This is a genomic window from Brochothrix campestris FSL F6-1037 (genome assembly GCF_000525915.1).
Classification (GTDB): domain Bacteria; phylum Bacillota; class Bacilli; order Lactobacillales; family Listeriaceae; genus Brochothrix; species Brochothrix campestris.
Map to the genome: position 1 here is coordinate 15,742 of NZ_AODH01000010.1, position 24,065 is coordinate 39,806.

Below are 24,065 nucleotides of genomic sequence, written 5' to 3' on the forward strand. Positions count from 1 at the left end.
TACTATCATACAATTAGTCTTTTAAGTTCATTGCTTTCAGTTTATCAGCGTCAAATAATTCGCCTAAAGAGAAACCACTTTCTTCTTCTGGAAGTGTATATGATTCCACTGCTTTTTTAGTTGCTTTTGGTGCTTTTGGTGCTTTTTCTTCAACGACAGGTGCGTCAGTCAAAGCTTTGATTGATAAGCTAATACGACGTTCTGCTGTATCAACACTTAAGACTTTCACTGTTACAGCTTGTCCTTCTTTTAATACTTCTTGTGGCGTACCAATACGTTCGTGTGCAATTTCAGAAATATGCACAAGACCATCAACACCAGGTAAGATGTTAACAAAGGCACCAAAGGTCGTTAAACGAGCAACAGTTCCTTCTAACACATCATCAGGTGCTACTTGTTCAGCGATGTTATCCCAAGGTTGTGGTAATGTTGCTTTGATTGAAAGTGCTAAACGGTTTTTGTCTTTATCAACGCCGATTACTTTCACTTTCACTGTTTCACCAACAGTAACAACTTCGTTCGGGTTAGACACACGTTTGTTAGCCAATTGTGAAATATGCACAAGGCCATCAACGCCGTTAACTGTAACGAACGCACCAAAGTTTGTTAAACGAGCGACAGTACCTTCAACGATATCACCTTCGTTAATTGTTGCAAATAATTCAGCTTGTTTAACTGCTTTTTCTGCTTCAACAATTGCACGATGAGATAAAACAACGCGCCCTTTTTCTTGAACAAATTCAACAATTTTAACGGCCAATGTTTGACCTTTATATGATGAAAAATCTTCAACGAATTGATCAGATACTAATGAGCCTGGAATAAAGGCACGAATACCAACATTAGCCACTAACCCACCTTTAACAACTTCTGTTACTGTTGCATCAAAGATTGTACCGTTTTCGAATTTTTCTTTTAAGTCAGTCCAAGTTTCACCTTCAGCTGCTTTTGTTTTTGATAAAACGATTAAATCATCTTCAACACGTGTAACAACAAGTGTTAATTCGTCGCCAACCTTTACAAGTTCATGAGCATCTTCAACAGGTTCTACTGCTAATTCAGAAGCTGGTAATAACCCATCTTGTTTTGCATTTGGGATACTTACAAACACTTTTTTATTTTCAACACTTGATACAGTCGCTACAACAGTATCACCTTTTTTCAATTCAGCAATTTCAAACGTAAACATTTCTTCAGTCATTTCGTTCATCCTCTCTCTACCATCACTCTATTATCTGTTTAATATACAGTTATCCTTATTTTACCACAGTTTTACTGCAAATATAAAAACGTTTTTTTTATGCGTGCAACTTTGTCTGAGCTAAATCATAAATCCGTGTGGATACTTCATCGATTGAAAGTGAAGTTGTATCCAATTCAATTGCGTCCTCTGCCTTTTTTAACGGCGCATGTTTCCGCGTGTAATCAAGGTTATCACGTGCTTCGATTTCTTCTTTTAAGAGTTCAAGTGGCACATGTTTATAACCTTTCGCCTTATTTTCATTAAAGCGACGAATCGCACGTTCATCGACTGATGCGAGTAAAAATATTTTCAATTCAGCGTTAGGGAGGACATTCGTACCGATATCACGACCGTCCATCACAACACCACCATCAGCAGCAAAGGCAAGTTGGCGTTTTTTCATTTCTTCACGTACACTCAACACTTGGGCCACGATTGAGACATTGTTTGTGACCGCTTCTGAGCGAATGGCGTCACTAACATCAACATTGTTTAAAAAAACACGTTGCCCACCATTCACTTCGTCAGGTGCAAACGTAATTGCAACTGTCGGTAAAAGGTGTTCTAACTCTGATTCACTTGACAATGTCACCTGTGCTTGTTGGGCCGCATACGTCAATGTTCGGTACATAGCTCCTGTATCTAAATATATATATCCTAAACGATTGGCAACAATTTTTGCCACTGTACTTTTACCGGCTGCAGCTGGTCCATCGATTGCTATACAAATTCCAGACATTTGCTCACTCTCTTTCCTCATCAAACTGTTATTTATCCACTAACTATAATACCTATCTTTGGTAGGATATGCAATAAAATTCAAAATGAATGCATTATCTAAAAAAAGCAAAACCACTCGCTGGGAGGGTTTTGCTTTTAGCAGACTGACTTCATTTTTTCTTCAGTAATTAAAGTCAAAACTGAGATGATTTCACTTCTATAACTAATTAGCCGGGATTGTCAACGTTGCGCCAACAGAAACAGTATTACCCGAAAGACCATTTGCATTGCGGATTAACGCTTGATTTTCTGCATTACCAGACCCGTAACTAATCAATGCGATATGATACAAGGTGTCACCAGCTTGTACTGTATAAGTTGATGCTGGTGTCTTTTCTTCACTTTCACTTGATTCTTCTGACGTACTTGTTTGAGCTGTTTCGGATTCACGTGCTTTAGCTGATTCTGCTGCTTTTTCAGCTTTCGCTCGTGATTCCGAAGCTAATCTTTCGTTTTCTTTCGCTTTTTTATCAGACTCAGCTTTGGCTTTTTCAGCTTTTTCTTTCGAAGCTTTTTCAGCTTTTGCTTCTTCTTTTGCTTTTTGAGCAGCAGTTACTGTTTCTTTCGAAGCTGCCGACGTGTTTTTCTCGATTACAACACTGCTATCTGATGACGTATCTTTCACAACGTCATTTTTATTTTCAGCATTTTCATGAACATAGGCATAAGTAATCAGACACGCGAGTGGAATGATGATAATGGCAATAAGCAACGTACTCAAAAAAGGATACTTAAAAATCACATTCTTCTTTTTTTTGATTGCGTCGATTTGCGCGACTCAACTCATCCTCTGCAATCTTATTCTTTTCTTCTTTATAGTCGTCATTATTATAATTAGACATTTAGGCACCTCCATCATTATTACTATTTTTTCAATTATCGTATATATCCAGTATACTTTTAAAACAGGTTTTCAACAAGAAATATCCCTGTAAATATTACATTTTCTTTACAAATATTTCCCAAAGTGTCATTTTCCAATCTTTTTCTGCTATTAATTTAGGTCTTTTTTGCTGTTGGGCATATTTTTCGCGCTCTAGGCCACAATTATCACAACAATCTTCCGCCTGTTGAATCGGTTCTTCGTCAAAAAAGCGTAATAAACCATCTCGACGACAGTTTTGCGATCGTAGCCAATTAAAGTAGGCATCAATTTGGTTCTTTTTAACCGTTCTACGCTCCTTGACCACTTCCCAAATAGCCGCTGGACTGTAGCCCATTTCTTTATACGTCTTTAAGAAACGCCATTGTGTCTCACCGACCCAATGATTAATAAATGCTTCACTCGTATACGATTTTGGATTTAAAATCGTATCATAGTCTGGCAAATCACTTTGCGCGAGATTTTGAGCCAACTGGTAATCACTATCCAGATGACAAAGCGACAGACTGAGCGACAATTGACCATCTCGTCCTGCACGGCCCGCTTCTTGGATGAAACTCTCAATGTTTTGGGCGGGATGATAATGAATCACAAACCGGATATCGGGCACATCAATCCCCATCCCAAAGGCGCTCGTTGCACAAATGATATTTAATTGATGATGGGTAAACTGTTGCTGGATGGCGACCCGATCAGCGGGGTCCATGCGACCATGGTAATAGGCGACACTTAAATTGAGACGATCGGCTAACAGTTCACTCACTTCTTGGCATTTTTTGCGGCTACTAAAATAAATGATACCCGGCCCTTGCAAGCCTTGCACTGTTTTCAACAAGGTCTCATCCTTTTGTTTGCGAGTCTCACAGTTCACCACCTCATAGGCAATGTTGGGGCGATTAACACTGTAAATAAACTGCGTCATTTTTTCAAGCTGTAACACTTTTTGTGTTTCTGCTCGTACTTTTTTAGTTGCCGTCGCTGTCAACACCATTGTCACTGGCGTATTGAGCGCTGTGCGCACGTTGCCTAACTGCAAATAATCCGGTCTAAAGTCCGGCCCCCATTGTGCAATACAGTGGCCTTCGTCAATGACAAACAGACCGATAGTGTGCCGCTTGAATGCGGCTAACACATGGTCTTGCTGAATCATTTCTGGTGAGATAAAGATGAATTTATAGCGGTCTAACTCATTTAAAATCGTCGTTTTTTCGGCGGCATCTAAAAAGGAGTTCAAGGCGACAACTCGTTTTTCACCATAGACCTTCATCCGTTCAACCTGGTCTTGCATCAATGAAAGCAAGGGCGAAATAATGATAACCAGCCCTTCCCGCAAATAACCAGCTAGCTGAAAACAAACGGTCTTACCAGAACCAGTCGGTAACATCACAAAGGTGTTTTCACCTGCAACAGCGGCTTCAATTACTTCTTTTTGGCCGGTGCGAAAATGCTCAAAACCGAGATGTTGTTTTAGGGCTGTTTCAAGCATGATAACCTCCTTCTGATACGAGGCAAAGTTTCAACGTATCGTAACCTAATGCTGGAACAAAGTCACGGGCCGCCTTAAGTGACGTTGCCCGTTGCTGATTTAGTTTAAAGTAGGCAATGTTAGCAGCCGAAACAAAGCGCTCAAGTGGCAGAATTTGCAACCCAATCAGCTGCACGAAATGATCGACAATGGTTGATTGTTGCAGCCGTCTGCGTGGCTCAATTTCCCGCACAGGGACACCTGCCAATAAAAGTTGATGTGTTTGTTGGGCCGATTCTGTTAGTTGTAGTGCTCGGATCGGCACTAACTGTGCTAATAGCGGCCAACTTTTTGGATAGCGTTCTAATAAATCCATCATTTCTGACAGCCCTGCTAACCATTGTAAATTGCAACGTTCGGTAGGAATGTGTTGTTTTTGAGCTGATTGTTCGGCGGTTAAACCGATGATGGGACCGCCCGTTAAGCGATCAACAATGACATTCGGTGCGATTTCAATCGTTTCGAGTAAACTCATCAATTCATCATGATAACTTTTTGCTAAAGCGGTTTTATCGCCGCTCGCAGCTTTAAGCCACCACTGTTTACAATAGACTTGCACGCTCGTATCGCGCACAATCGGAAAATAATGGGCGATTTCTTGATGTGCATTGGCGGTCATCTGCGTGGTTAACTGCAAGGCCATTGCAAATAACGGTAGACGACGATGCCACCGCCAGCCATTAAGATGGCGATAATTCGTTTGTAAGGTAAAGTCTGACACCGCGCTCAAACCTTTATCAGTCAGTTGTAGACGGCCGTCCTCACGTTCAATTAAGGTCCCGGTTTCTAGCAACTGTTGGATGATTGTTTTTAAGGTCATAAAATGTTCGTTTTCAAGCACACCAAAAAACGGAAGGATGCGGTGCAAATAAATGTCAATCATGTTTTGACTCGTTTTATTCCCTTGTAAAATATCTGTCACTTGGCGCCGCTTTTTGGAGCCGTTTAATTGCCGCACAAGATCTAAGATTAACCGTTCATAATCCGTCATGTGACACCTCTCCTTCTCCCTCTAGTATAAACGAATCGACTGTATCCGTGAACAGTTAAGCGCTAAAACAACAAAACCCCAATGGCTGCAAGGCACATTGGGGCTGGTGTTAGCTAAAACGCTCGGGATTACCCTCGAAGCTGCACGTTGCAACTTTAACAGAGTCGCTTGGACAACTCATTTGGGCATCAATCACATCGTCTTCGTCCGCTTCGTTGACTGCGATAGTACCGCTATTATTATCATGCACCACATACGCAATGCCTTCATCGTCATAGTCATATATCTTGTCAGCACACACGCCACACATACCACAGGCGATACAGGTTGATTGATCAATAATTGTATAGACTGCCATTGTGTCACTTCCTTTTAAGTTTGCTTACGTTGTCGCTCAATCCATTTTTGCATCCGGCCAAACATTAACAGAAAGAGATAGCCGACAATCACTCCTTTGATAAGGTTGAATGGCATAATACTCACAACCACTGTTTTGGCATACGAGACACCTAAATCAAAATGCAATAATTTCAAGTAGACCGGTAAGAGGATGTAATAGTTAAACAACGACATAAAGACGGTCATTAAAACGGTACTCACACCGATGCCGGTTATTAACGCCTTTTTATTGCCTTTAAAGTGGCGGTAGATGTAGTGTGTCGGTAAGACATAGAGCAGCCCTGCCACAAAATTAGCAGCTTGACCAATCGGAAATGCCACTGGGCTACCAATCGTCATATAATTAATCACATTTTTGATAAAGAGAATCAACACGCCTGCCACCGGTCCAAAAATAAAGGCACCGAGCATGGCCGGGATATCACTAAAATCAATCGTGAGAAAATCGGGGAACACCGGTAACGGAAACTTAATTAATGTTAAGATGTACGCTAGCGCACTTAACATCGAGACACTGACAAGCATTTTTACTTTTGAATTTGTCATCCAAATTCTCTCCCTTGTTGTTCATCAAGTGAAGAGTTCTACAGTCTGAAACACGTTAAAATAAACAGCCTTTTAGTGACGTCTTATTTACACCTAAAAAAAATCCCCTTGGCCTCTTATTTTAGGCAAAGGGAAATAGGACCGCGTAACAGCCTGCGATCACATCTTCTCCCATCCTGACTATACAGTCGGTCGCGGACTTACACCGCATCAGCCTCTTTTGCAAGAAGGTCGTGGACTTTTACCACCGGTCGGGAATCACACCCTGCCCTGAAGATGAACGTTTTATTTTATTACTCCATCAGTATAGCATATCCGTTTAAATATTCAAGCCAGTTCGCTTACTTTTTGTAACTAATTATTAGAGCGGCAATTGGATCACTTCTTGTGCATCCGCAATTAGTACTGGATCGTGCGACGCATAGATGACTGGTGTGCCTTGCTGGGCAATCCGTTTTAACAGCTTAAAAACAAGGTCACGATTGGCATTATCCAAGTTGCCGGTTGGCTCATCAGCAAAGACAATCCGTGGCTTCGTCAGTAAGAGGCGGGCTAACGCAACTCCTTGTTGCTCGCCTCCGCTGAGCGTATGCACTTTTTTCAGTAAAAAATCGCCTCTTAAACCGACTTGTTCAATCGCTTCCCGGTAAGCCAATAACCGCCCTTGTTTCTTTAACGGACTAAAGCGAGTCGCGAGTCGCCAGCGCCAAATTATCAACAACACTTTCTTCTTCAACGAGACCATAATTTTGAAAGACATAGCCAAATTCCAGACGGAAGGCACGCACTTGTTTTTGCGTTGTAATCGCTTCGCCATCAAACAGTATCCGCCCCTGCGTCGGCGTTTCAATCAGACTGATGAGATTTAATAGCGTTGTTTTTCCTGAGCCACTGACACCGGTTAAACACGTTAATCCAGGGGCTGAGCTTGTTAAATTTGTTTCGCGAATAACGGTGGTTTTGTCATATTGTTTCATCACATTTTCAAGCTCAATCATTGCCTTCACCTCTTCTTTTGTTTAAATGAATACTAATTAAAACACCTTGCAGACCAATCATCAACAGCAGCAGCGGCACAAACGCACTTCGATAAAACAGTAGCATTGCCAAAGAGAGGACAACAATGTCTAGCCCCATCCATTTCACGTAATGATGCGCTAAAATGCTCAGCAAGGACGAACCATAGTATGTTTCCAAGATGATTTTACGTTTGTGGCGCTCAAATAAGGCATAGTTAAAGCTTAAAAAGGCAAAGACAATGGTCATGATGGTTAAGCCGAGTAAACTGGTATAAAAAAAGACCCGTTGTTCGTGTTGTCGCAGTTGTGCCGCGCGTTGATCATAGACCGGGGTAATTGTTTGAATCAACTCACGAATGCCACTGTCGACTAGCTTTGCTTGCCACTGCCCCGTATCTATATGGGCGTCATGACGGATTAAAAACATGTTGCGGGTCATGATGGAATAATACACGCTTGCGGCTAAATTCCCGGTGTCTACCGTCACAATCGGGTCGGGAATCTGATTGGCCGTTTCATCATAGATCGGAGACAACTCATAGGCTGAAAATAAAAAATCCGCTGCAAATCGCTCATGAATCGTTTCTTCCTCATCCTTGTATTTTACTGGCACGAGTAGATTGAGTGTGTAAGGTGCCGTCACGATATCGGCCTTACCGACCGCTTTGCCATCGGTTTGATAGATTGTGTGACGGTTTAAATACGTCGCATTCACCGTAATGGTATTGCCTTCATCGGGATCAATTTGCGCCTCAGCGCTACGGAGTTGCCATTTTTCATCATCTTGATAATGAGGGGCATCAATAATCATCAAGTTAGTGGCGTTCTCAAGGTAAACGTCTTCACTTTTTCTTCATACGGTTGCAAGGCCTCGTAGTCCTGCGTCATAAACTGGGCACTGAATTGATCAACCGCCTTGGTTTGCTGCCACAGTGCATTTGCTTGCTGACTTTTTTTAATCGCTGAGTAATGGCTGACTGACTGTTTGACAAACAGTGGCAACACGATTAAAAAGATAATCAAAGTCACTTTACTAACAATCAGCACCGACAAGGTCGGTTTTTTCGCTTTAATGTAAAGGTGACAATGGTTGGCACGATTGACGATAAGTAGCCAACTGAGTGTCACACTCACAATTAAGCACATTAGCAGCAGAATTGCACATCCCACAAAGACTAGCGTTTGGGTGAGATTGCTTCAACTCTGATAACGCCAAAGCAGCAACGTACACATCAGCACACTCCCGCTACCAACTCCGATTGCCAATTGACGATAAAACAGCTGCATTATTTTTTGTAATTGTTGGCCTTTACGATAGCCCATCACCTGCATTAAGGCGCTTTTTTTCGATTGTTGAATCAACATAAAAATCAAAGCATAGGTCGTCATCGACAAACAGAGCAGAACGATAGCAATTAACAACGGTTCAGTGATAAAGGCGATTAAAAAATAAAGATTTCCCAGGAAATTTTCGTCAACAGCTACATTTGCTTGGAGGACGGTTGCTAATTGGGTTTTCGCCTTTGCCAGCTCCGCTGTTGTCCCTCGCAAATAATAGGTGCCATCGGTGCCACTTTCACTGAGCTGTGCTAACAACTTTAGCTCGATTGTTTGCCGTTGATCAAACCACTTAAAATCACCACGTTGATTAGATAAACGCCCATCTGTTTTGTTGGCTCCGTTCGTATTCGCGATAAATCGCTCTGGTGCATTCGTATAAAGGAGCATGTTGGTGGCCGATTGCCAAACAACTTTAGTCACTTCTACCTTTGTGTCACGAGCAACCGTTTGTAAGCCTGTCACTTTTTTGCCAAAGGTAGTGCTTGTTTATCTGGCTGTTCTGATAGGACAATCACTGTTTCAGCATCGCTATATAACAACTTGTTTTGATTAAATAGATTTGCCCAGTAAAGCGCAATCAAAAAGAACACAATGATTTGTAGCACTAAGGTTGTTTGGATGAGTTTTTTCATTGTTCGTTCTCCTCCTTCTAACAAGCGTTGAGACAACTATAATAGCTGCACTCATCTAATAGTCGTTCGACAACTCTCGTTCCCTTAGTTTAGCAAGTAAAGGGAGGAAACGACATCAACGCACCGTTGTTTTAACGCAACGTTCCGTTGTTATTTGTTAAATAAGACTAAACTACAAAGATAGAGCAACAAAGAAAAATTTAGACCTGCAAACAAAATCGTGTAATGACGGATGTACATTGGTTTCAGCCAAGGTCTCACCATCACGTAACTGCCTATTAAAAACAGCAGTAACAACAGTACGAGCGGCAGTTGCTGTTGTAATAGATTCAAAGTCATAATCAAACAACTGCTGACGACGGGATTACACCAGAGCCACCCAGTAGGCACAGGCAGCGCTGGCTCTGATTCATTCAGTGGTCCGAGCAATTGTTCAAAGGATACATCGAGAAAGAGCGCTAACTGATATAAACTTCCCACATCCGGCATACTCTTATTCGTTTCCCATTTAGAAATTGTTTGTGGTGTTACATGTAGGTGCTGTGCCACAAATGCTTGTGAATAGCCTTTTAATTTGCGATATTTCCGAATGTTTGCCCCTAACATCGCATCACTCCTTTTAAAAAAAGAATAACGAAAACTATTGCCGATTGTCAATCGAAACAAAAAAAGAACACCCGTGACTACTTCACGGGTGTTACAGATTATTAGCGTGTTTTAACGTCTTTTAGTTACTCCCATGGTCTTGCTAAGCCCAATTGACTCGCTAATTCACGTTGTTTCGCGACTTTTTGTTTGCGTTCAGCCGCACGGTCAGCACCACCGGCACAGACGATTTTTTGTTCGGCTGTCACCGGTTCAACCGTCGGCACTGGTGTCGGTTTGCCATCTTCACCAATCGCAACAAAGGTCATAAAGGCCGTTGCCGCCAACTGGCGCTCACCTGTCATCATGTTCTCTTTGACGACTTTAATAAAGATTTCCATTGATGTCCGGCCTGTATAGCACACATACGACTGCAAGCAGACCGACTCGTTGAGATGAATCGGTGCAAAGAAGCTGACATTATCTGTACTCGCCGTCACGCAGTTATGTTGCGAATGACGTGATGCACTCACTGAGGCAATATCATCAATCATCGACATTAAATTACCACCAAATAAAGTATCAAAGGCGTTAATGTCGAATGGAAACACCCGACTTGTTTTAGCTGTAAATGAATCGATACACGTTTTATGCATTTTCATGTTTTTTATCTCCCTTACCGATTGTTAAAGTACTCTTACTGACGAGCGGCAGCTCAATCCGGAAGGTTGTTCCTTCTCCATATTCGCTGAGCACACTAATGCGTCCGTTATGAGCCTCTATAATACTTTTGACAATTGCGAGGCCAATACCCGTTCCGACTGTTTTATGTCGTTTACGTGCCTTATCTGCTTTGTAAAAACGATTAAAGACGTAAGGTAGATCTTCGGCTGTAATACCCGGGCCGTTATCAACAATATCAAACACTAAGAAGTAATCTGTTACATATTGTTTAATCGTTACGCGACCGCCCTCACTTTGACCTGAGGCGTAGCGCAGTGCGTTTGAGATTAAATTGACGAATACTTGTTGCATCCGATCAGCGTCATAGTTATAGACAAAATCAGCCGTTTCAAAATCAGCTACCATCGTGACTTGATGCTCAGTCGCATAGGATTCATACTGACGCAGCACCTTATCTACAACCGGATGTATTTCTTGGAATTTTAAATTCAAGTCAATGAAGCCTGATTCCATCCGCGTAACATCTAAGAGATCATTCACGAGCCGTGCCAAGCGATTGGCTTCTTCGTTAATAATTGTCGAAAACTCAATCACGTCGGCTGTTGATTCTGCGACACCATCAATAATCGCTTCGCTGTAGCCGGTCATCATCGACAGTGGCGTTTTTAATTCATGCGACACATTGCTGATGAAATCGGTACGCATATTAATCATCCGTTTCAATTCGGTATAATCACGGGTGATTGCAATCACATTAATCTCGCCACTCTCATCACGAATCAAGGTTAACACCACCGCATATGAATATTTATCGATGTCAATTTCCACTTCCTGCGTTGTTTGTGTCACGAAGGCTTCCCGCACAGCCGCGTCTAAAATCGGCGGTACTAAGCTCTCGTTTTCATTGGCTAACGACGACTGCCATTTTGATAAGAAAATATCAGCCGGTGGGTTTTTCAAGATAATTTGGCCGTCACGTGTAAACCGTAACACGCCATCCGCCATCGCCCCTAACAACCCGCTTAACTGATCTTTTTCGGCTTCAATCGTCTGAATGTTTGCTTTGAGAATGCGACCCATTCGATTAAATGACCGACCTAAATCGGCAATTTCATCATTTGACACAATCGGCACCTGAATGTCAAAGTCACCATAAGCGATTTGACTGGCCGCATTGCGCATCGAACGTATCGGCGCCGCAATACGCGTCGATAAGAACAAAGCAAACACCGTCACTGCAATAATACTTAAGAAGTAAAAGATGGTGACTGTTTTTGTCATCGTTACCATTGATTTATAAATATCTTCATTTGATTTAAAGACGTAGACATAACCTTTACCTGGAATACCTTTGACGGTATAAGCGGCGGCACTAACGTAAAGCACGAGTTTCTCGTCATCGCTCTTATTTTCAATTGCAACCTTTTTAAAACTATCGCCATTGTCACTTGTCGCTATAATCCGTTTCCCTTCCTTCTCTAACGTTTGACGCATATCAGCAGTCAAATAATGTTGATCCGACGAACGATAAACCTCGTCTTTGGTCGGATACGTAATGATAACGTTCATGTTTTTAGGAAGCATTTCCAACGACTGCTCTTGGATGGTATCACTCGTATAATTTTGTTTGACCATCTGCACGACCTTCGTGGTCGTCTGTTTAAGCAATTGTTTATTATCCTTTAAGTTACTCGTCGTGAAAATTTGAATGAGTAGCACGACAATAATCGTTAAGCCAATCGTCGATAGCAAAATAATTGTTACCCAGAGTTTACCGACAACACTAATAAAAAATTGTTTCATCGTATCTCCTTTCACTTGAAAGAAAAAACGTCTCGCCTGATAAGTCAGAACGAGACAGCTATTTTCTTATTGAGATTAATCTCTGCTTTCAAATTTATACCCGATACCCCAAACAGTTACAATCATCTTCGATACTTCCTCAGAATGTTTGTACAGTTTTTCACGCAGACGTTTAATGTGGGTGTCGACTGTTCGTAAATCACCGAAGTAATCATACTGCCACACTTCTTTTAATAACTGCTCACGTTCAAATACTTTATTCGGTGCCTTCGCTAAGAAAATCAAGAGATCATATTCTTTCGGTGTTAAGCTCACGACATTGTTAGCAACCGTCACGCGATGTGCATCGTTATCGATGTATAACTCGTGATACACAACTACGTCACTGTTTTCTGAACCCATCGTTTGTTTCGGATTTTCATTGACACGACGCAAGAGCGATTTCACACGCAACACAATTTCACGTGGGCTAAACGGTTTCGCGACATAGTCATCCGCACCTGTATTAAAGCCATCAATGACGTTAACTTCTTCAGCTTTGGCAGTCAGTAATATTACGGGTGTCTTTTTGACTTGTCGAAGCTCTTTTAGGACTTCGAGGCCATCTTTTCCAGGCATCATAATATCTAATAAAATGAGATCATATTCATTGTTTAAGGCTAACTCTAACGCAGTGATACCGTTATCGGCTTGTTCAACTTGATAGTTTTCGCGCTCTAAGTACATCGCTAATAACCGTCTAATTCTATCCTCATCATCAACTACTAATACTTTTATATTATTTTCAACTGTTTCCACACAAATGCCCCCTGAAATTTATTGATGTTTACCTGTCATTGCTAGTGCATACATTTGCTTCACTTCATGGACTGATAATTCACGCCATTCGCCGGGCGAAAGATTACCGAGTACAAGTGTGCCATATTGTTCACGTTTTAATTTTTGAACGGGATGACCAACGGCTTCGAACATTTTACGCACTTGGTGATTACGGCCTTCATGAATGGTCAATTCAACAATGGCTTTATCTTTGCCTTTATCGCCTGAGATAAAGTGTGCTTTCGCTTTTGCTGTTTTACGACCATCGATTCTCACACCGTCTTGTAGTTGTTTAATTGTTTCACGTGTCGGCAAGCCTTTGACACGGGCAACATACGTTTTTTCAACTTTGAATTTAGGATGCATTAACATGTTCGCAAATTCACCGTCATTGGTTAACACAATTAAACCAGATGTATCATAGTCTAAACGGCCAACAGGATACACACGTTCGGGAATCATCTCAAAGAAGTCGGTGACAACTTTACGTTTTTTATCATCTGAAGAAGCTGATAAAACACCGCGTGGTTTGTATAACACAAAGTAACGGTTTTCTTCTTTTGATAACGGCACACCATTCACTTCAACTTTGTCGCTTGGTGATACTTTAATGCCTTGTTCGCGTACTGTTTTACCGTTGACAGTCACACGGCCATTGGTAATTAATTCTTCTGCCTTACGTCGCGAGCTAATGCCTGCGTTAGCTATTACTTTTTGTAGTCTTTCCATCTTCAACACGTCCTTTTATAGTCGTATCTTGAAACGTTTTAAAAAATAAGTCCATTTCTTCCTGGAGTTTATCGTTTTCCCATTCTTCAGATACATCGGGTAATTCATTTAAATTGGCTAAGCCAAAATAATCCAAAAATTCTTTTGTCGTTACATACAAGCGAGCACGCCCTACTTTTTCAGAGCGTCCCTTATCGGTAATCAGGCCTCTTGACACTAAGGTTCTCACAGGCCCATCCGCACTAACACCACGAATTTCTTCAATTTCAATTCGGGTGACTGGTTGTTTATAGGCGATAATCGCCAACGTTTCTAACGACGCTTGCGTCAATGCAGAGGCATGAGGGCTATCCACTAGTTTCTGCAAGTAATCCGCATACTGCGCCTTAGTTGTTAATTGGTAACTGTTCGCTAACTCAATTAACTGAATGCCGGAACTGTCATCCGACTGATATTTCAATCGTAAATTTTCAAGCACTTCTAACAGCACATCGCGTTGAATCGTCATCACTTCACTGAGTTGTTTTAATGATAAACCATCATCACCTGCAGCAAACAAGAGACTTTCAACAATTGCCTGTTCGTTTTTGAATTTCATTTATGTCACTCCCTTAAAGATACCACTAAATCAGTGAAACTGTCAGCCTGTTCAACAATAATAAGTTGACGTTTCATTAATTCTAGCAAGGCTAGAAACGAAACGACAAGCATTGAACGACTCGCTGTTTCAAATAAGGTTTCAAACAGAACCGCTTCTTTACTACCTTTTATTAATTCTATCATATCTGCCATCCGATCTTCTATCGATATCTCTGAACGCGCGACCGTTGTTTGCAATGGCTTCGCCAATTTCTTACGACGCATCATTTTATGAAAGGCACCGAGTAAATCAGCCATCGTTACGCGTTCTTCATCCTCAGTGACGACAACTGCCTTTTCGACTAATGGTAGCGGTGCTTTCGTATACAACTGCTGCCGTTCTTTTTCTTTTGTTTTTAAGTCAACCGCGATTTCTTTGAATTTCTTATAAGCAACCAACTGTTCAACTAATTCTTCACGTGGATCTTCGCCTTCATAACCTTGCTCATCTTCAGCGACCATCACAGGTTTCTGTGGCAGGAGTGTGCGACTTTTAATCGCCAGCAAACTGGCTGCCATCACGATATAATCACCCGCAACGTCTAATTTCAATTCTTTCATCGTATGAATGTACTCCAAATACTGATCGGTTATTTGTGCAATCGGAATATCATAAATGTCAATCTCGAGTTCGCCAATCAGATGGAGCAAGAGATCGAGTGGGCCTTCAAACACGGCTGTTTTAAATGTTATTTCTGTCATCTTACTCACCTCTAAGCTGTAAATCATTGCGGACTAAGTCGGCAAACGATTCTCGTTTAACAACCAGTCGGTGTTGCCCATCAGCGACAAACACTACCGCGGCACGGGGCACACGATTATAGTTGCTGGCCATTGAATAACCATATGCTCCCGTGCTAAACATTGCTAACACATCGCCAGCGACTGGTTGAGGTAACTGTGCGTCCCAAATGAGCATGTCACCTGATTCACAATATTTACCAGCAATCGACACGGTTGTATCGGCTGGTTCGTTCATGCGGTTGGCTAAGGCTGCGCTGTATTTTGCTTCATATAAAGCAGGTCGAATATTATCACCCATGCCACCATCGACGGCAACGTATTGACGGATACCCGGTACTTTTTTTGATGAACCGACAGTATACAAGGTTGTGCCTGCCTCACCTACAAGGGAACGTCCTGGTTCGATCCAAATTTCGGGCAGGTCAAGTCCGAGTGCCGCTGTTTGCTGTTTCACCGCTTGAATGATATGACGAACGTACGTTTCTGGTGCTAATGGCTCATCTTCGTCGGTATAGTGAATCCCGAAGCCACCACCTAAGTTCAACACATCAACAGTATAATTTAACGTCATTTGCCATTCTGCCATTTTAGTAATGATGCGATCAGCCGCCGTGATAAAACCATCCATCTCAAAAATTTGGGAACCGATGTGGCAATGAATCCCTTTATGGTTAATGTGTGCCTTCGTTTGCAACAATTGAATCGCTGCTTCAGTCTGCCCATTTAATAAACCAAAACCAAATTTAGAATCATCTTGCCCGGTTGTAATAAATTCATGTGTGTGTGCTTCTACACCTGGTGTGACACGTATCAGCGCATTAACCGTTGCACTCATTTCTGACGCCAACCGATTGAGCAATTCGATTTCATCAAAATTGTCAATCACATAGCAACCGACCTGTTCGCTAATGGCGTAACGTAGTTCTGCTTCCGTTTTGTTGTTGCCATGAAAATGGATTCGTTCAGCTGGAAATCCGGCTTGAACAGCTGTGTACAACTCTCCTGCCGAAACAACATCTAACGACAATCCTTCTTCGTGCATCAATTGATACATCGCTACCGTCGCAAATGCCTTGCTGGCATAAGCAACCTGTGCCTTGACTTGTTCGGTTGCAAACGTCTCTTTAAACGCCTGCGCACGGTTGCGCACAAAGGAGGTGTCATAGACATACAACGGGGTGCCATATGTCTGTGCTAATGTAACGGCATCGACTCCGCCGATTTGAAGATGCTGTTGTTGATTGATTTGGCTTGTGCCATGTAACTTGATTTCCAACTAAATGTCCCCTTTCTGATTAAATTGTTGCGATAATATCTTCCATGTACGCTAAAAATTCATCTTGAACGCGATTGCTCACTTCAATTACCTCAGCATGATTAAGTGGCTGATCTAAAATGCCTGCCGCCAAGTTCGTAATGCATGAAATTCCTAGCACAGGAATTGACATGTGTGCTGCCACAATCACTTCTGAGACAGTTGACATCCCGACTGCTGATGCTCCCATACCACGCATCATATGAATTTCAGCACCGGTTTCATAAGCTGGTCCGGTTAAGCCTAAGTACACGCCTTCTTTAACATTGGCTAAACCTAATTTCGTCGCTGATTGACGGGCAATCGCTAACAGCTCTTTATCAAAGACGGTTGTCATGTCAGGGAAGCGCGGTCCAAAGCGTTCATCATTTTTACCGATTAACGGACTTGTACCGGTGAAATTAATTTGATCAGTTAGCAACATTAACGTGCCTGGTAAAAACGTTTCGTTAATCCCACCTGCTGCGTTAGTGACAATCATCTTTTCAACACCAAGTAATTTCATCACACGTACGGGGAAGGTCACTTGTTGCATCGTATAGCCTTCATAAAAGTGGAAACGCCCTTGCATTGCCACAACTGTCTTACCTTGCAATTCACCAATCACTAATTGCCCAGCATGTCCTTCGACCGTTGATACAGGGAAGTAAGGAATCTCTTCATATGGAATCACAACCGGATTGTTAATTTTATCCGCTAAAACACCTAAACCTGATCCTAAAATAAGACCGACCGTCGGTAATGTTGCGACCTTGCTTGCAATATAGTTTTTTGATTCTAAAGCTTTTTCATACATAGTAATATCTCCTTTGAAGTGATTTATTTTTAAGCTCTGGGATGGAACTGTTGATAAACATCAGCCAAACGATTTTTTGTTACGTGTGTATAAATTTGCGTTGTTGCAATGTCAGAATGTCCGAGTAGTTCTTGCACAGACCGTAAATCCGCTCCATTTTCGAGTAAATGAGTTGCAAACGAGTGTCGGAGGGTGTGCGGTGTGATTTCCTTACTAATACCCGCTTTAAGTGTTAATTTCTTTAAATTTTTCCAAAAACCTTGTCGTGTCATTGGTTGACCGTGAAAATTCAAAAAGACAGTATCGTTTTTATATTTTTCACGGGTGAGCTGTGGGCGTGAGTCTGCTAAGTAGGTCGTCAACACGTGACTCGCTGTTTCACCTAATGGAATAATCCGTTCTTTATGCCCTTTACCTAATGTTTGGATGAAGCCCATATTCAGATGTAAATCAGATAATGTTAAGGTGATTAATTCTGATACACGTAATCCTGTTGCATACAATAACTCTAACATCGCGGCATCTCGTAAACCGAGCACGCTCGTTTTGTCAGGGGTTTCAAGTAATGCAGCAACCTCATCAATATGAAGAATATCAGGTAAGTGTTGGGCTTGCTTCGGAGTGGCTATTTGTGTTGTTGGATCATTCGTCGCCTTCTGTTCGATTAACAAGAAATGGTGAAACGAACGAATTGATGCCATGTAACGAGCGACCGATCGCGCTGATTTCCCTGTGGTTTTCATCAATGCCATGAAACCGACAATATCCTCACGTGTAATATCCGCTAACTTCGTCAGTTGACGATGTTCACGTAAATACGTCAAATATGCGGTCAAATCGCGTTGATAAGCTTGCATCGTATTGTCAGACAACCCTTTTTCGACACGAATATAATGTAAAAAATCTTCAATACTCGTTTTCATCAACAACTACCCCTCCTTACCTCACATAATTAATCTAATTCATTATATCATAAAAGCGGAAGAAGCCCTATATCTTCGTTGTTTTAAGACGATTTTATCCGTTTTTTCGCTAAAAAAAAGCGCAGCAAATTGCCGCGACATGTTTGTGCTATTTTTGTTGTTTTTGACAGCTGTCACAAATACCATGAAAAATTAAACGATGGTCTTTAATTAAGAAGTGATATTTAGTCGACACCTTTTCTTCGACATCCATTAATAGGTCTTCTTGAATCTCATTGACTTCACCACAATCAAGACAAATTAAATGATGATGGAAATGCTTCGCACCTTCTTGCCGAATTTCATAGCGCGCCACACCGTCACCAAAATTAATTTTATCTAAAATGTCGAGTTCCGATAACAAATCGAGCGTACGATAAACCGTCGCCAAACCTGTATCAGGAGCCTTTTCTTTAACGCGTAGGTACACTTCTTCTGCACTCAGATGACTCTTTTCATTTTCAATTAAAACCTGTAAGGTTGCCTCACGTTGAGGCGTTAATTTGTATTTTTCACGGTGCAACTTTTTTTTTAATCGCTTCCATTCTGATTGCCATATGATCGCCTCTGATTCCATTGATTATCTCTATCTATTCTCAATTAGGTGTTCTTAACTTTAAAATAACATATATCCTCCTAATTGTCCATCATCTTATAGAACCTCGGTTTCTTTTAAAAATAGACAGATAATCAGAAGTATTATCAATTGGAAATAAGCCTTATTAATAATTATTATAATTTAATTCGAAGTGTTGAATCGCATACACTGTCTTTGCATCAACGATTTTACCTTCGCCAATTAACGCCTTTGCCTCTGTTAATGTTAGAGTGTGTACATTTAAAAATTCATCGACATCCATCGCTAATGGCGCTTCTTGCCTTGCAAGGCCTCGTGCTTCATAAATATGAATAATTTCATCGGCAAAACCTGGCGCGGTATAAAGTGCGGTCAGCAACTGCCAGTTTGCCGCACGATAGGCGGTTTCTTCTTCGAGTTCACGCTGAGCTGTGAGCAGATGTTCTATTTCACCTGCATCAATCTTACCTGCTGGTATTTCAAAGATCACGCGATCGATTGGTTTGCGGTACTGTTCGACAAATATCATTTTTTTATCGGCTGTAATTGCTAAAATAGCGACCGCACCAGGATGGCGAATGATTTCACGTGTGGCTGTTGCACCGTTAGGTAGGCTGACCGTATCGATTTGTAAATCAATCATGCGTCCGTTAAACACTTGTTCTGTTGCGATTGTTTTTTCAATTAGCTCTTTCATCATCAACGCCCCCTTTTTTTTGTCAGTATATCATACCGAGTAAAGGGTGAAAACTACAACTAACGACTGATACAATCAGTCGCTAATTATGCTAAGCTTAAACTATCGAAGTAGCAAAACGGTCATTTAAAAGGAGTGAACACCAATGAAACTAATTAGCAACATTTTTCGTTTTACGATTACGAGCTGGTATGCAATCACGCTTTTCATCGTCTTATTATTTTTAACAGAGTTCGACGACGATACATTTATCCCAATTGTTATCCTCACTTTACTCGTTGGTAGCCTCGGCTATTATTTCTCACATAAACAAACGCCCGCACCACCTTCTGCTAAAGAACACGGCTTAAGTCGCAAAGACATGCGTTATATTTCTGGTAACTTAGTCGAAGCCCGTAAAAAAATCATTAAATTACAAAAGGCAGCCTATCGGAATAAAACAATTCCTTGCTTAAAAGGCAAAGACAACACGATTAAAATCATCAAACAACTATATGGGCTTGTCAATCAAACACCTGCCCGTTTCTTTTCAACAGAAGCCTTCTTCTTCTCCCACTTGGATTCCTTAGTTGAGCTTGTTAGTCGTTACGACTTTCTCCAAGCGCAACCAACAAAAGATACTAAGATGTTAGCAACCTTGAATGAGACTGAACAGATGATTACCGAAATGGATGGCATCATCCGCAATGATTTAGTAATGTTGCTGCAACAAGATGTCTCATCCCTTGATTTTGAAGTTGCCGTTGCACAGCAAACGGTTAACAGAGCGCAGAATAAAACGAAACAACCAACCGAATCGAAATAGAAAGGCGTAGATATGATGACTGAAACAAATAACACACACACAAAGGCAGTTTCTGCCGAATTGGAAAATTTAATGGCAAATCCATTTGCCGAACCGATAGCGCTCGAAGCTACGGCCGAACAAAAAACAGTGACAATGTATGACAGCTTACCGCTTGAAAGTAAGCAGATGGCCGATGACCTCGTCAAACAAATTGATGCAAACAATAGCCAATCTGTGCTGTTATATGGTTCACCCGCACAAGAGAAATTGCATGATTTTTCACAGAGCATGCTTCAGCACGTCCAAAGTAAGGATGTTGGTCCGATTGGTGATATCATCACTGAATTAATGCATAAAATCGAAGAAGCACGCCCCGAAGAACTTGCCAGCACTACAAATGTCTTCACGAAGCTCTTTAGTAAGATGAAACGTTCAATTAACGAAATTTCATCAAAATACCAACAAATGGGGACGCAAATTGATCGTATTGCAATTAAACTGGATCAAGCAAAAAAAGTATTAGTCGAAGATAACCTCTTTCTTGATGAACTATACGATAAAAACAAAGACTATTTCCAAGCCTTAAACATATACATTGCCGCTGGTGAACAAAAGGTTCACACTATTTTAACGATTGACTTACCCGCCTTGCAAACAAAGGCTGCTGCTAGTCATGACCAAATGCTCGTTCAAGACGTGAATGACTTACAACAATTCGCTACCAGGCTTGAAAAACGTGTGCATGATTTAAAATTAAGCCGCCAAATAACGATTCAATCAGCCCCTCAAATCCGCTTAATCCAAAATACGAATCAAGTGCTTGCTGAAAAAATCCAATCATCAATCATGACCGCTATTCCTTTATGGAAAAACCAAGTGGCGATTGCCCTCACCTTAATGCGTCAACAGCAAGCTGTCAAGGCGCAACAAGAGGTATCACGCACAACGAATGACCTGTTGAAACATAATGCGGAATTGCTCAAAACCAATACCATTGAGACCGCAATTGAAAACGAACGTGGCTTAGTCGACATTGAAACCTTAAAAGAAACCCAAACCAAACTCGTCGAAACAATCAAAGAAACGTTGGCAATCCAAGCTGATGGCCGTCAAAAACGTCAATCAGCCGAAAAAGAACTGTTGCAGATGGAAGATGAATTAAAACAACATTTACTTGAAATTAAATAATAAAAACAATGACACTCGCTTAAATGTATAGGACTTGGAAAAAGGTAACACACTGACTTCCTTTGGCAGCATAATCCCTTTTGAAAGCCCTTAACGTTTGAAAGAAACAAAAAGAAACCGCCACTTCGATTTGATTGAAGTGGCGGTTTCTTTTTGCTTTACGGCCTAATACTCGTCTTTATTAAACCCATAATCATTCAAGTAAACATCTTTGTTACGCCAATCTTTTTGAACTTTAACCCACAATTCAAGATAGACTTTAGAGCCCAGCATCACTTCGATGTCTTTACGTGCCTTCGTACCAATTTGTTTCAACATCGAGCCCTGCTTACCAATAATGATTCCTTTTTGTGATGAACGCTCAACAACAATTGTTGCCATGACGTGGATTTTTTCACCATCATTTTCTTGACGAACTTTATCTGTCGTTACTGCAACAGAGTGGGGAATTTCTTCACGTGTTAATTCCAATACTTTTTCACGAACAAGCTCAGAAATAATAAAGCGTTCTGGGTGATCGGTCACCTGATCTTCGTCATAAAACATTGGTCCTTCTGATAATTGTGCTTCAGTCAATTCAAGTAATTTATGCACGTTATTACCTTCTAGAGCTGAAATAGGCACAATTTCAGTAAAGTCTAACAACTGACGGTATTCATCAATAAAGCCCATTAAGTAATCAGGATGCACTTGATCAATTTTGTTAATGACTAAATAAATGGGTGTTTCGCCCACAATTGCTTGTAGTTTTTCAATGATAAACTCGTCACCCGGTCCTAATTTTTGCATCGCATTAACCATGAAGTAAATCACTTCAACTTCACGTAACGTGCTCAAGGCACTTTTAACCATGAAATCGCCCAGTTTATGTTTTGGTTTATGAATACCAGGAGTATCGATAAAGATCATTTGTGCGCTCTCAGTCGTGTATACCCCTTGAATTTTATTACGTGTGGTTTGAGCTTTATCACTCATAATCGCGATTTTTTGACCGACGATATTGTTTAATAGTGTTGATTTACCTACGTTCGGGCGTCCGACAATTGCTACGAACCCCGATTTAAAAGCTGAATTAGTCATATAATTAGTCCATATCCTTTCCTGTAAAAGCGCCTGGTAACAAGTCACTCACAGTCGTTTCTTGTGTGTTGCCATTTAAATTGGTTAAAAAGACAGGCATTGTTGGCTCACAAAATTCGGCAATCACTTGACGACATGCGCCACAAGGTGAAATTGGCCCATCTGTTTCGCCCACAATCACCATTTTCGAAAACGTTGTTTGACCTTCTGAGACTGCCTTAAAATAGCTGTTCGTTCGGCACAGTTTGTTAGACCATATGATGCATTTTCAATGTTACAACCACCAAACACTTGGCCTGTTGGTGTGACTAAGGCTGCACCTACCTTGAATTTTGAGTAAGGGACATACGCTTGTTCACGTGCCGCTTTTGCTGCTACGATTAGTTGTTCAGTGTTCATCTGTATCACTCCTTCTATTTTATAAAAAATGCTAGTAGATAAGGCATAAAGATAATCGCACCGATAATAACCGCACCAATCGTCGCAATTAACACTGCTCCAGCGGCAATGTCTTTCGCATGTTTCGCCAACTCATTATACTCGCCGGTGCATAAGTCTACAATGCGTTCACATGCTGTATTGACCATTTCTGCAAAAATAACAAAGGCTACAGCTAAAACTAAAAAGAGCCATTCAGTTTGGGTCAATTTAAAAGATAGTCCTAATACAGTAATCAAGATTGCACTAAGACAATGTACCTTCATGTTCTTTTCATATTTAAAAACAAGGCAGATACCATTAAACGCTAACCGGAAAGAGCGTCTAAACGTTTTGTTTTTAAATGTCAGAACAGGTTTTTCATTAGTCACGTGTTAAACCATATGCTGCTAATATTTCTTTTTGTTTATCAAACATGATTTTTTCTTCGCCCGGTTCCATATGATCATAGCCTAGTAAATGTAACAAGCCATGCAAGGCTAGGAAGCCGATTTCACGATCAAATGAATGACCATAACGCTCAGCTTGTTCCTGTGCCCGTTCAATCGAAATAATGATATCCCCTAATACGCGTGGTTGCATCTCTCCATCTTCCCAGACAATCGCCACTTCATCATCACCTGTTTCTTCTAATGCAAATGAAATAACATCTGTCGGCATATCTTTATGTCGGTAATCACGGTTGATGACTTGAATTGCTGCATTCGTTACATACGAAAGCGATATTTCAGTGCCTTCCTCTATTCGCAGATGTTCAGCTGCAAATTGCAACAAGTCTTCCACATCTGTCAGCTGTTTATTTGCTAATTTACCCGTTTCGTCTACACTATCAATTACAAAACGCATACCGTTCCCTCTTTCCT

The 24,065-nt window shown here is 41.2% G+C and carries 30 protein-coding genes, 1 pseudogene and 1 riboswitch; of the genes and pseudogenes, 2 read left to right on the plus strand and 29 right to left on the minus strand.

Going from position 1 to position 24,065, the window contains the following annotated elements; all coding sequences use genetic code 11:
* Nucleotides 1–13: 13 nt before the first annotated feature.
* The 25 genes from rpsA to BCAMP_RS02810 form a co-directional block, all read right to left on the minus strand.
* Nucleotides 14–1,201 carry a 30S ribosomal protein S1 gene (rpsA, locus tag BCAMP_RS02700; protein WP_035313466.1) on the minus strand — a complete coding sequence of 396 codons (1,188 nt, stop codon included), beginning with the start codon at nucleotides 1,199–1,201 and terminating at the stop codon, nucleotides 14–16.
* A 97-nt stretch (nucleotides 1,202–1,298) separates the two neighbouring features.
* Entirely contained in the window at nucleotides 1,299–1,982 is a 684-nt protein-coding gene (gene cmk / locus BCAMP_RS02705; RefSeq protein WP_035313468.1) for a (d)CMP kinase, read from the minus strand.
* 204 nt (nucleotides 1,983–2,186) lie between these two features.
* Nucleotides 2,187–2,744: a LysM peptidoglycan-binding domain-containing protein gene (locus tag BCAMP_RS02710; RefSeq protein WP_198015683.1), complete on the minus strand. Its 558-nt coding sequence runs from the start codon at nucleotides 2,742–2,744 to the stop codon at nucleotides 2,187–2,189.
* Nucleotides 2,745–2,961: 217 nt separating this feature from the next.
* Nucleotides 2,962–4,392 (minus strand): RecQ family ATP-dependent DNA helicase, encoded by a 1,431-nt coding sequence (locus BCAMP_RS02715; protein WP_051456829.1) that lies wholly within the window; start codon nucleotides 4,390–4,392, stop codon nucleotides 2,962–2,964.
* Nucleotides 4,385–5,422: a helix-turn-helix domain-containing protein gene (locus BCAMP_RS02720; protein WP_035313472.1), complete on the minus strand. Its 1,038-nt coding sequence runs from the start codon at nucleotides 5,420–5,422 to the stop codon at nucleotides 4,385–4,387. Before BCAMP_RS02720 ends, BCAMP_RS02715 begins: the two co-directional genes overlap by 8 nt.
* Nucleotides 5,423–5,531: 109 nt before the next feature.
* On the minus strand, nucleotides 5,532–5,780 hold the full coding sequence (locus BCAMP_RS02725; RefSeq protein ID WP_035313474.1) for a ferredoxin: 249 nt from the start codon (nucleotides 5,778–5,780) through the stop codon (nucleotides 5,532–5,534).
* 14 nt (nucleotides 5,781–5,794) lie between these two features.
* A complete protein-coding gene (locus tag BCAMP_RS02730) occupies nucleotides 5,795–6,367 on the minus strand; it encodes an ECF transporter S component (protein WP_035313475.1) in 573 nt (190 codons plus the stop codon).
* 159 nt (nucleotides 6,368–6,526) lie between these two features.
* Nucleotides 6,527–6,649, minus strand: a riboswitch (FMN riboswitch).
* 79 nt (nucleotides 6,650–6,728) lie between these two features.
* The gene (locus BCAMP_RS12975) at nucleotides 6,729–7,085 is read right to left on the minus strand and encodes an ATP-binding cassette domain-containing protein (protein ID WP_198015684.1); all 357 of its coding nucleotides are present in this window, start codon (nucleotides 7,083–7,085) and stop codon (nucleotides 6,729–6,731) included.
* Nucleotides 7,048–7,365: an ATP-binding cassette domain-containing protein gene (locus tag BCAMP_RS12400; protein ID WP_051456831.1), complete on the minus strand. Its 318-nt coding sequence runs from the start codon at nucleotides 7,363–7,365 to the stop codon at nucleotides 7,048–7,050. The genes BCAMP_RS12975 and BCAMP_RS12400 overlap by 38 nt, the downstream gene beginning before the upstream one ends.
* Nucleotides 7,358–8,200, minus strand: a complete 843-nt coding sequence (locus BCAMP_RS02740) for a hypothetical protein (RefSeq protein WP_156921110.1) — start codon at nucleotides 8,198–8,200, stop codon at nucleotides 7,358–7,360. Before BCAMP_RS02740 ends, BCAMP_RS12400 begins: the two co-directional genes overlap by 8 nt.
* Nucleotides 8,197–8,520 (minus strand): hypothetical protein, encoded by a 324-nt coding sequence (locus BCAMP_RS02745; protein WP_156921112.1) that lies wholly within the window; start codon nucleotides 8,518–8,520, stop codon nucleotides 8,197–8,199. The genes BCAMP_RS02740 and BCAMP_RS02745 overlap by 4 nt, the downstream gene beginning before the upstream one ends.
* Nucleotides 8,521–8,583: 63 nt before the next feature.
* The gene (locus BCAMP_RS02750) at nucleotides 8,584–9,189 is read right to left on the minus strand and encodes a hypothetical protein (protein ID WP_035313482.1); all 606 of its coding nucleotides are present in this window, start codon (nucleotides 9,187–9,189) and stop codon (nucleotides 8,584–8,586) included.
* On the minus strand, nucleotides 9,186–9,359 hold the full coding sequence (locus BCAMP_RS13390; protein ID WP_156921114.1) for a hypothetical protein: 174 nt from the start codon (nucleotides 9,357–9,359) through the stop codon (nucleotides 9,186–9,188). Before BCAMP_RS13390 ends, BCAMP_RS02750 begins: the two co-directional genes overlap by 4 nt.
* A gap of 150 nt (nucleotides 9,360–9,509) precedes the next feature.
* Nucleotides 9,510–9,965, minus strand: a complete 456-nt coding sequence (locus BCAMP_RS12405; protein ID WP_051456832.1) for a helix-turn-helix domain-containing protein — start codon at nucleotides 9,963–9,965, stop codon at nucleotides 9,510–9,512.
* Between the two features lie 125 nt (nucleotides 9,966–10,090).
* Nucleotides 10,091–10,606: an acyl-CoA thioesterase gene (locus BCAMP_RS02760; protein WP_035313483.1), complete on the minus strand. Its 516-nt coding sequence runs from the start codon at nucleotides 10,604–10,606 to the stop codon at nucleotides 10,091–10,093.
* On the minus strand, nucleotides 10,593–12,431 hold the full coding sequence (locus BCAMP_RS02765) for a HAMP domain-containing sensor histidine kinase (protein ID WP_051456833.1): 1,839 nt from the start codon (nucleotides 12,429–12,431) through the stop codon (nucleotides 10,593–10,595). Before BCAMP_RS02765 ends, BCAMP_RS02760 begins: the two co-directional genes overlap by 14 nt.
* 75 nt (nucleotides 12,432–12,506) lie before the next feature.
* Nucleotides 12,507–13,229 carry a response regulator transcription factor gene (locus BCAMP_RS02770; protein ID WP_035313485.1) on the minus strand — a complete coding sequence of 241 codons (723 nt, stop codon included), beginning with the start codon at nucleotides 13,227–13,229 and terminating at the stop codon, nucleotides 12,507–12,509.
* An 18-nt stretch (nucleotides 13,230–13,247) separates the two neighbouring features.
* Nucleotides 13,248–13,979, minus strand: a complete 732-nt coding sequence (locus BCAMP_RS02775; protein WP_035313487.1) for a pseudouridine synthase — start codon at nucleotides 13,977–13,979, stop codon at nucleotides 13,248–13,250.
* Nucleotides 13,951–14,577 carry an SMC-Scp complex subunit ScpB gene (gene scpB, locus BCAMP_RS02780; protein WP_035313489.1) on the minus strand — a complete coding sequence of 209 codons (627 nt, stop codon included), beginning with the start codon at nucleotides 14,575–14,577 and terminating at the stop codon, nucleotides 13,951–13,953. The genes BCAMP_RS02775 and scpB overlap by 29 nt, the downstream gene beginning before the upstream one ends.
* Nucleotides 14,578–14,582: 5 nt before the next feature.
* The gene (locus BCAMP_RS02785) at nucleotides 14,583–15,320 is read right to left on the minus strand and encodes a segregation/condensation protein A (protein ID WP_035313490.1); all 738 of its coding nucleotides are present in this window, start codon (nucleotides 15,318–15,320) and stop codon (nucleotides 14,583–14,585) included.
* A 1-nt stretch (nucleotide 15,321) separates the two neighbouring features.
* Complete coding sequence (gene lysA / locus BCAMP_RS02790; protein WP_035313521.1) at nucleotides 15,322–16,632, minus strand: diaminopimelate decarboxylase; 1,311 nt, start codon at nucleotides 16,630–16,632, stop codon at nucleotides 15,322–15,324.
* Between the two features lie 25 nt (nucleotides 16,633–16,657).
* Nucleotides 16,658–17,473 carry a purine-nucleoside phosphorylase gene (locus BCAMP_RS02795; RefSeq protein ID WP_035313492.1) on the minus strand — a complete coding sequence of 272 codons (816 nt, stop codon included), beginning with the start codon at nucleotides 17,471–17,473 and terminating at the stop codon, nucleotides 16,658–16,660.
* A 29-nt stretch (nucleotides 17,474–17,502) separates the two neighbouring features.
* Nucleotides 17,503–18,396, minus strand: coding sequence for a site-specific tyrosine recombinase XerD (gene xerD, locus BCAMP_RS02800; protein WP_035313494.1), 894 nt, complete (start codon nucleotides 18,394–18,396; stop codon nucleotides 17,503–17,505).
* A gap of 148 nt (nucleotides 18,397–18,544) precedes the next feature.
* Nucleotides 18,545–19,012, minus strand: a complete 468-nt coding sequence (fur, locus tag BCAMP_RS02805) for a ferric iron uptake transcriptional regulator (RefSeq protein ID WP_035313496.1) — start codon at nucleotides 19,010–19,012, stop codon at nucleotides 18,545–18,547.
* 145 nt (nucleotides 19,013–19,157) lie between these two features.
* Nucleotides 19,158–19,709, minus strand: coding sequence for an NUDIX domain-containing protein (locus tag BCAMP_RS02810; protein ID WP_035313498.1), 552 nt, complete (start codon nucleotides 19,707–19,709; stop codon nucleotides 19,158–19,160).
* Between the two features lie 145 nt (nucleotides 19,710–19,854).
* Between BCAMP_RS02810 and BCAMP_RS02815 the strand changes: the two genes are divergently transcribed.
* Nucleotides 19,855–20,514, plus strand: coding sequence for a 5-bromo-4-chloroindolyl phosphate hydrolysis family protein (locus tag BCAMP_RS02815; RefSeq protein WP_051456834.1), 660 nt, complete (start codon nucleotides 19,855–19,857; stop codon nucleotides 20,512–20,514).
* 15 nt (nucleotides 20,515–20,529) lie between these two features.
* Nucleotides 20,530–21,684: a toxic anion resistance protein gene (locus BCAMP_RS02820; RefSeq protein WP_035313500.1), complete on the plus strand. Its 1,155-nt coding sequence runs from the start codon at nucleotides 20,530–20,532 to the stop codon at nucleotides 21,682–21,684.
* Nucleotides 21,685–21,849: 165 nt separating this feature from the next.
* Here BCAMP_RS02820 and era read toward each other — a convergent pair whose 3' ends face one another.
* The 4 genes and pseudogenes from era to ybeY form a co-directional block, all read right to left on the minus strand.
* On the minus strand, nucleotides 21,850–22,764 hold the full coding sequence (gene era / locus BCAMP_RS02825) for a GTPase Era (protein WP_035313501.1): 915 nt from the start codon (nucleotides 22,762–22,764) through the stop codon (nucleotides 21,850–21,852).
* A 4-nt stretch (nucleotides 22,765–22,768) separates the two neighbouring features.
* Nucleotides 22,769–23,163: pseudogene (locus BCAMP_RS02830) on the minus strand (cytidine deaminase).
* Between the two features lie 14 nt (nucleotides 23,164–23,177).
* The gene (locus BCAMP_RS02835; RefSeq protein WP_269479252.1) at nucleotides 23,178–23,573 is read right to left on the minus strand and encodes a diacylglycerol kinase family protein; all 396 of its coding nucleotides are present in this window, start codon (nucleotides 23,571–23,573) and stop codon (nucleotides 23,178–23,180) included.
* Nucleotides 23,566–24,048 carry an rRNA maturation RNase YbeY gene (gene ybeY, locus BCAMP_RS02840; RefSeq protein ID WP_035313503.1) on the minus strand — a complete coding sequence of 161 codons (483 nt, stop codon included), beginning with the start codon at nucleotides 24,046–24,048 and terminating at the stop codon, nucleotides 23,566–23,568. The genes BCAMP_RS02835 and ybeY overlap by 8 nt, the downstream gene beginning before the upstream one ends.
* Nucleotides 24,049–24,065 lie beyond the last annotated feature (17 nt).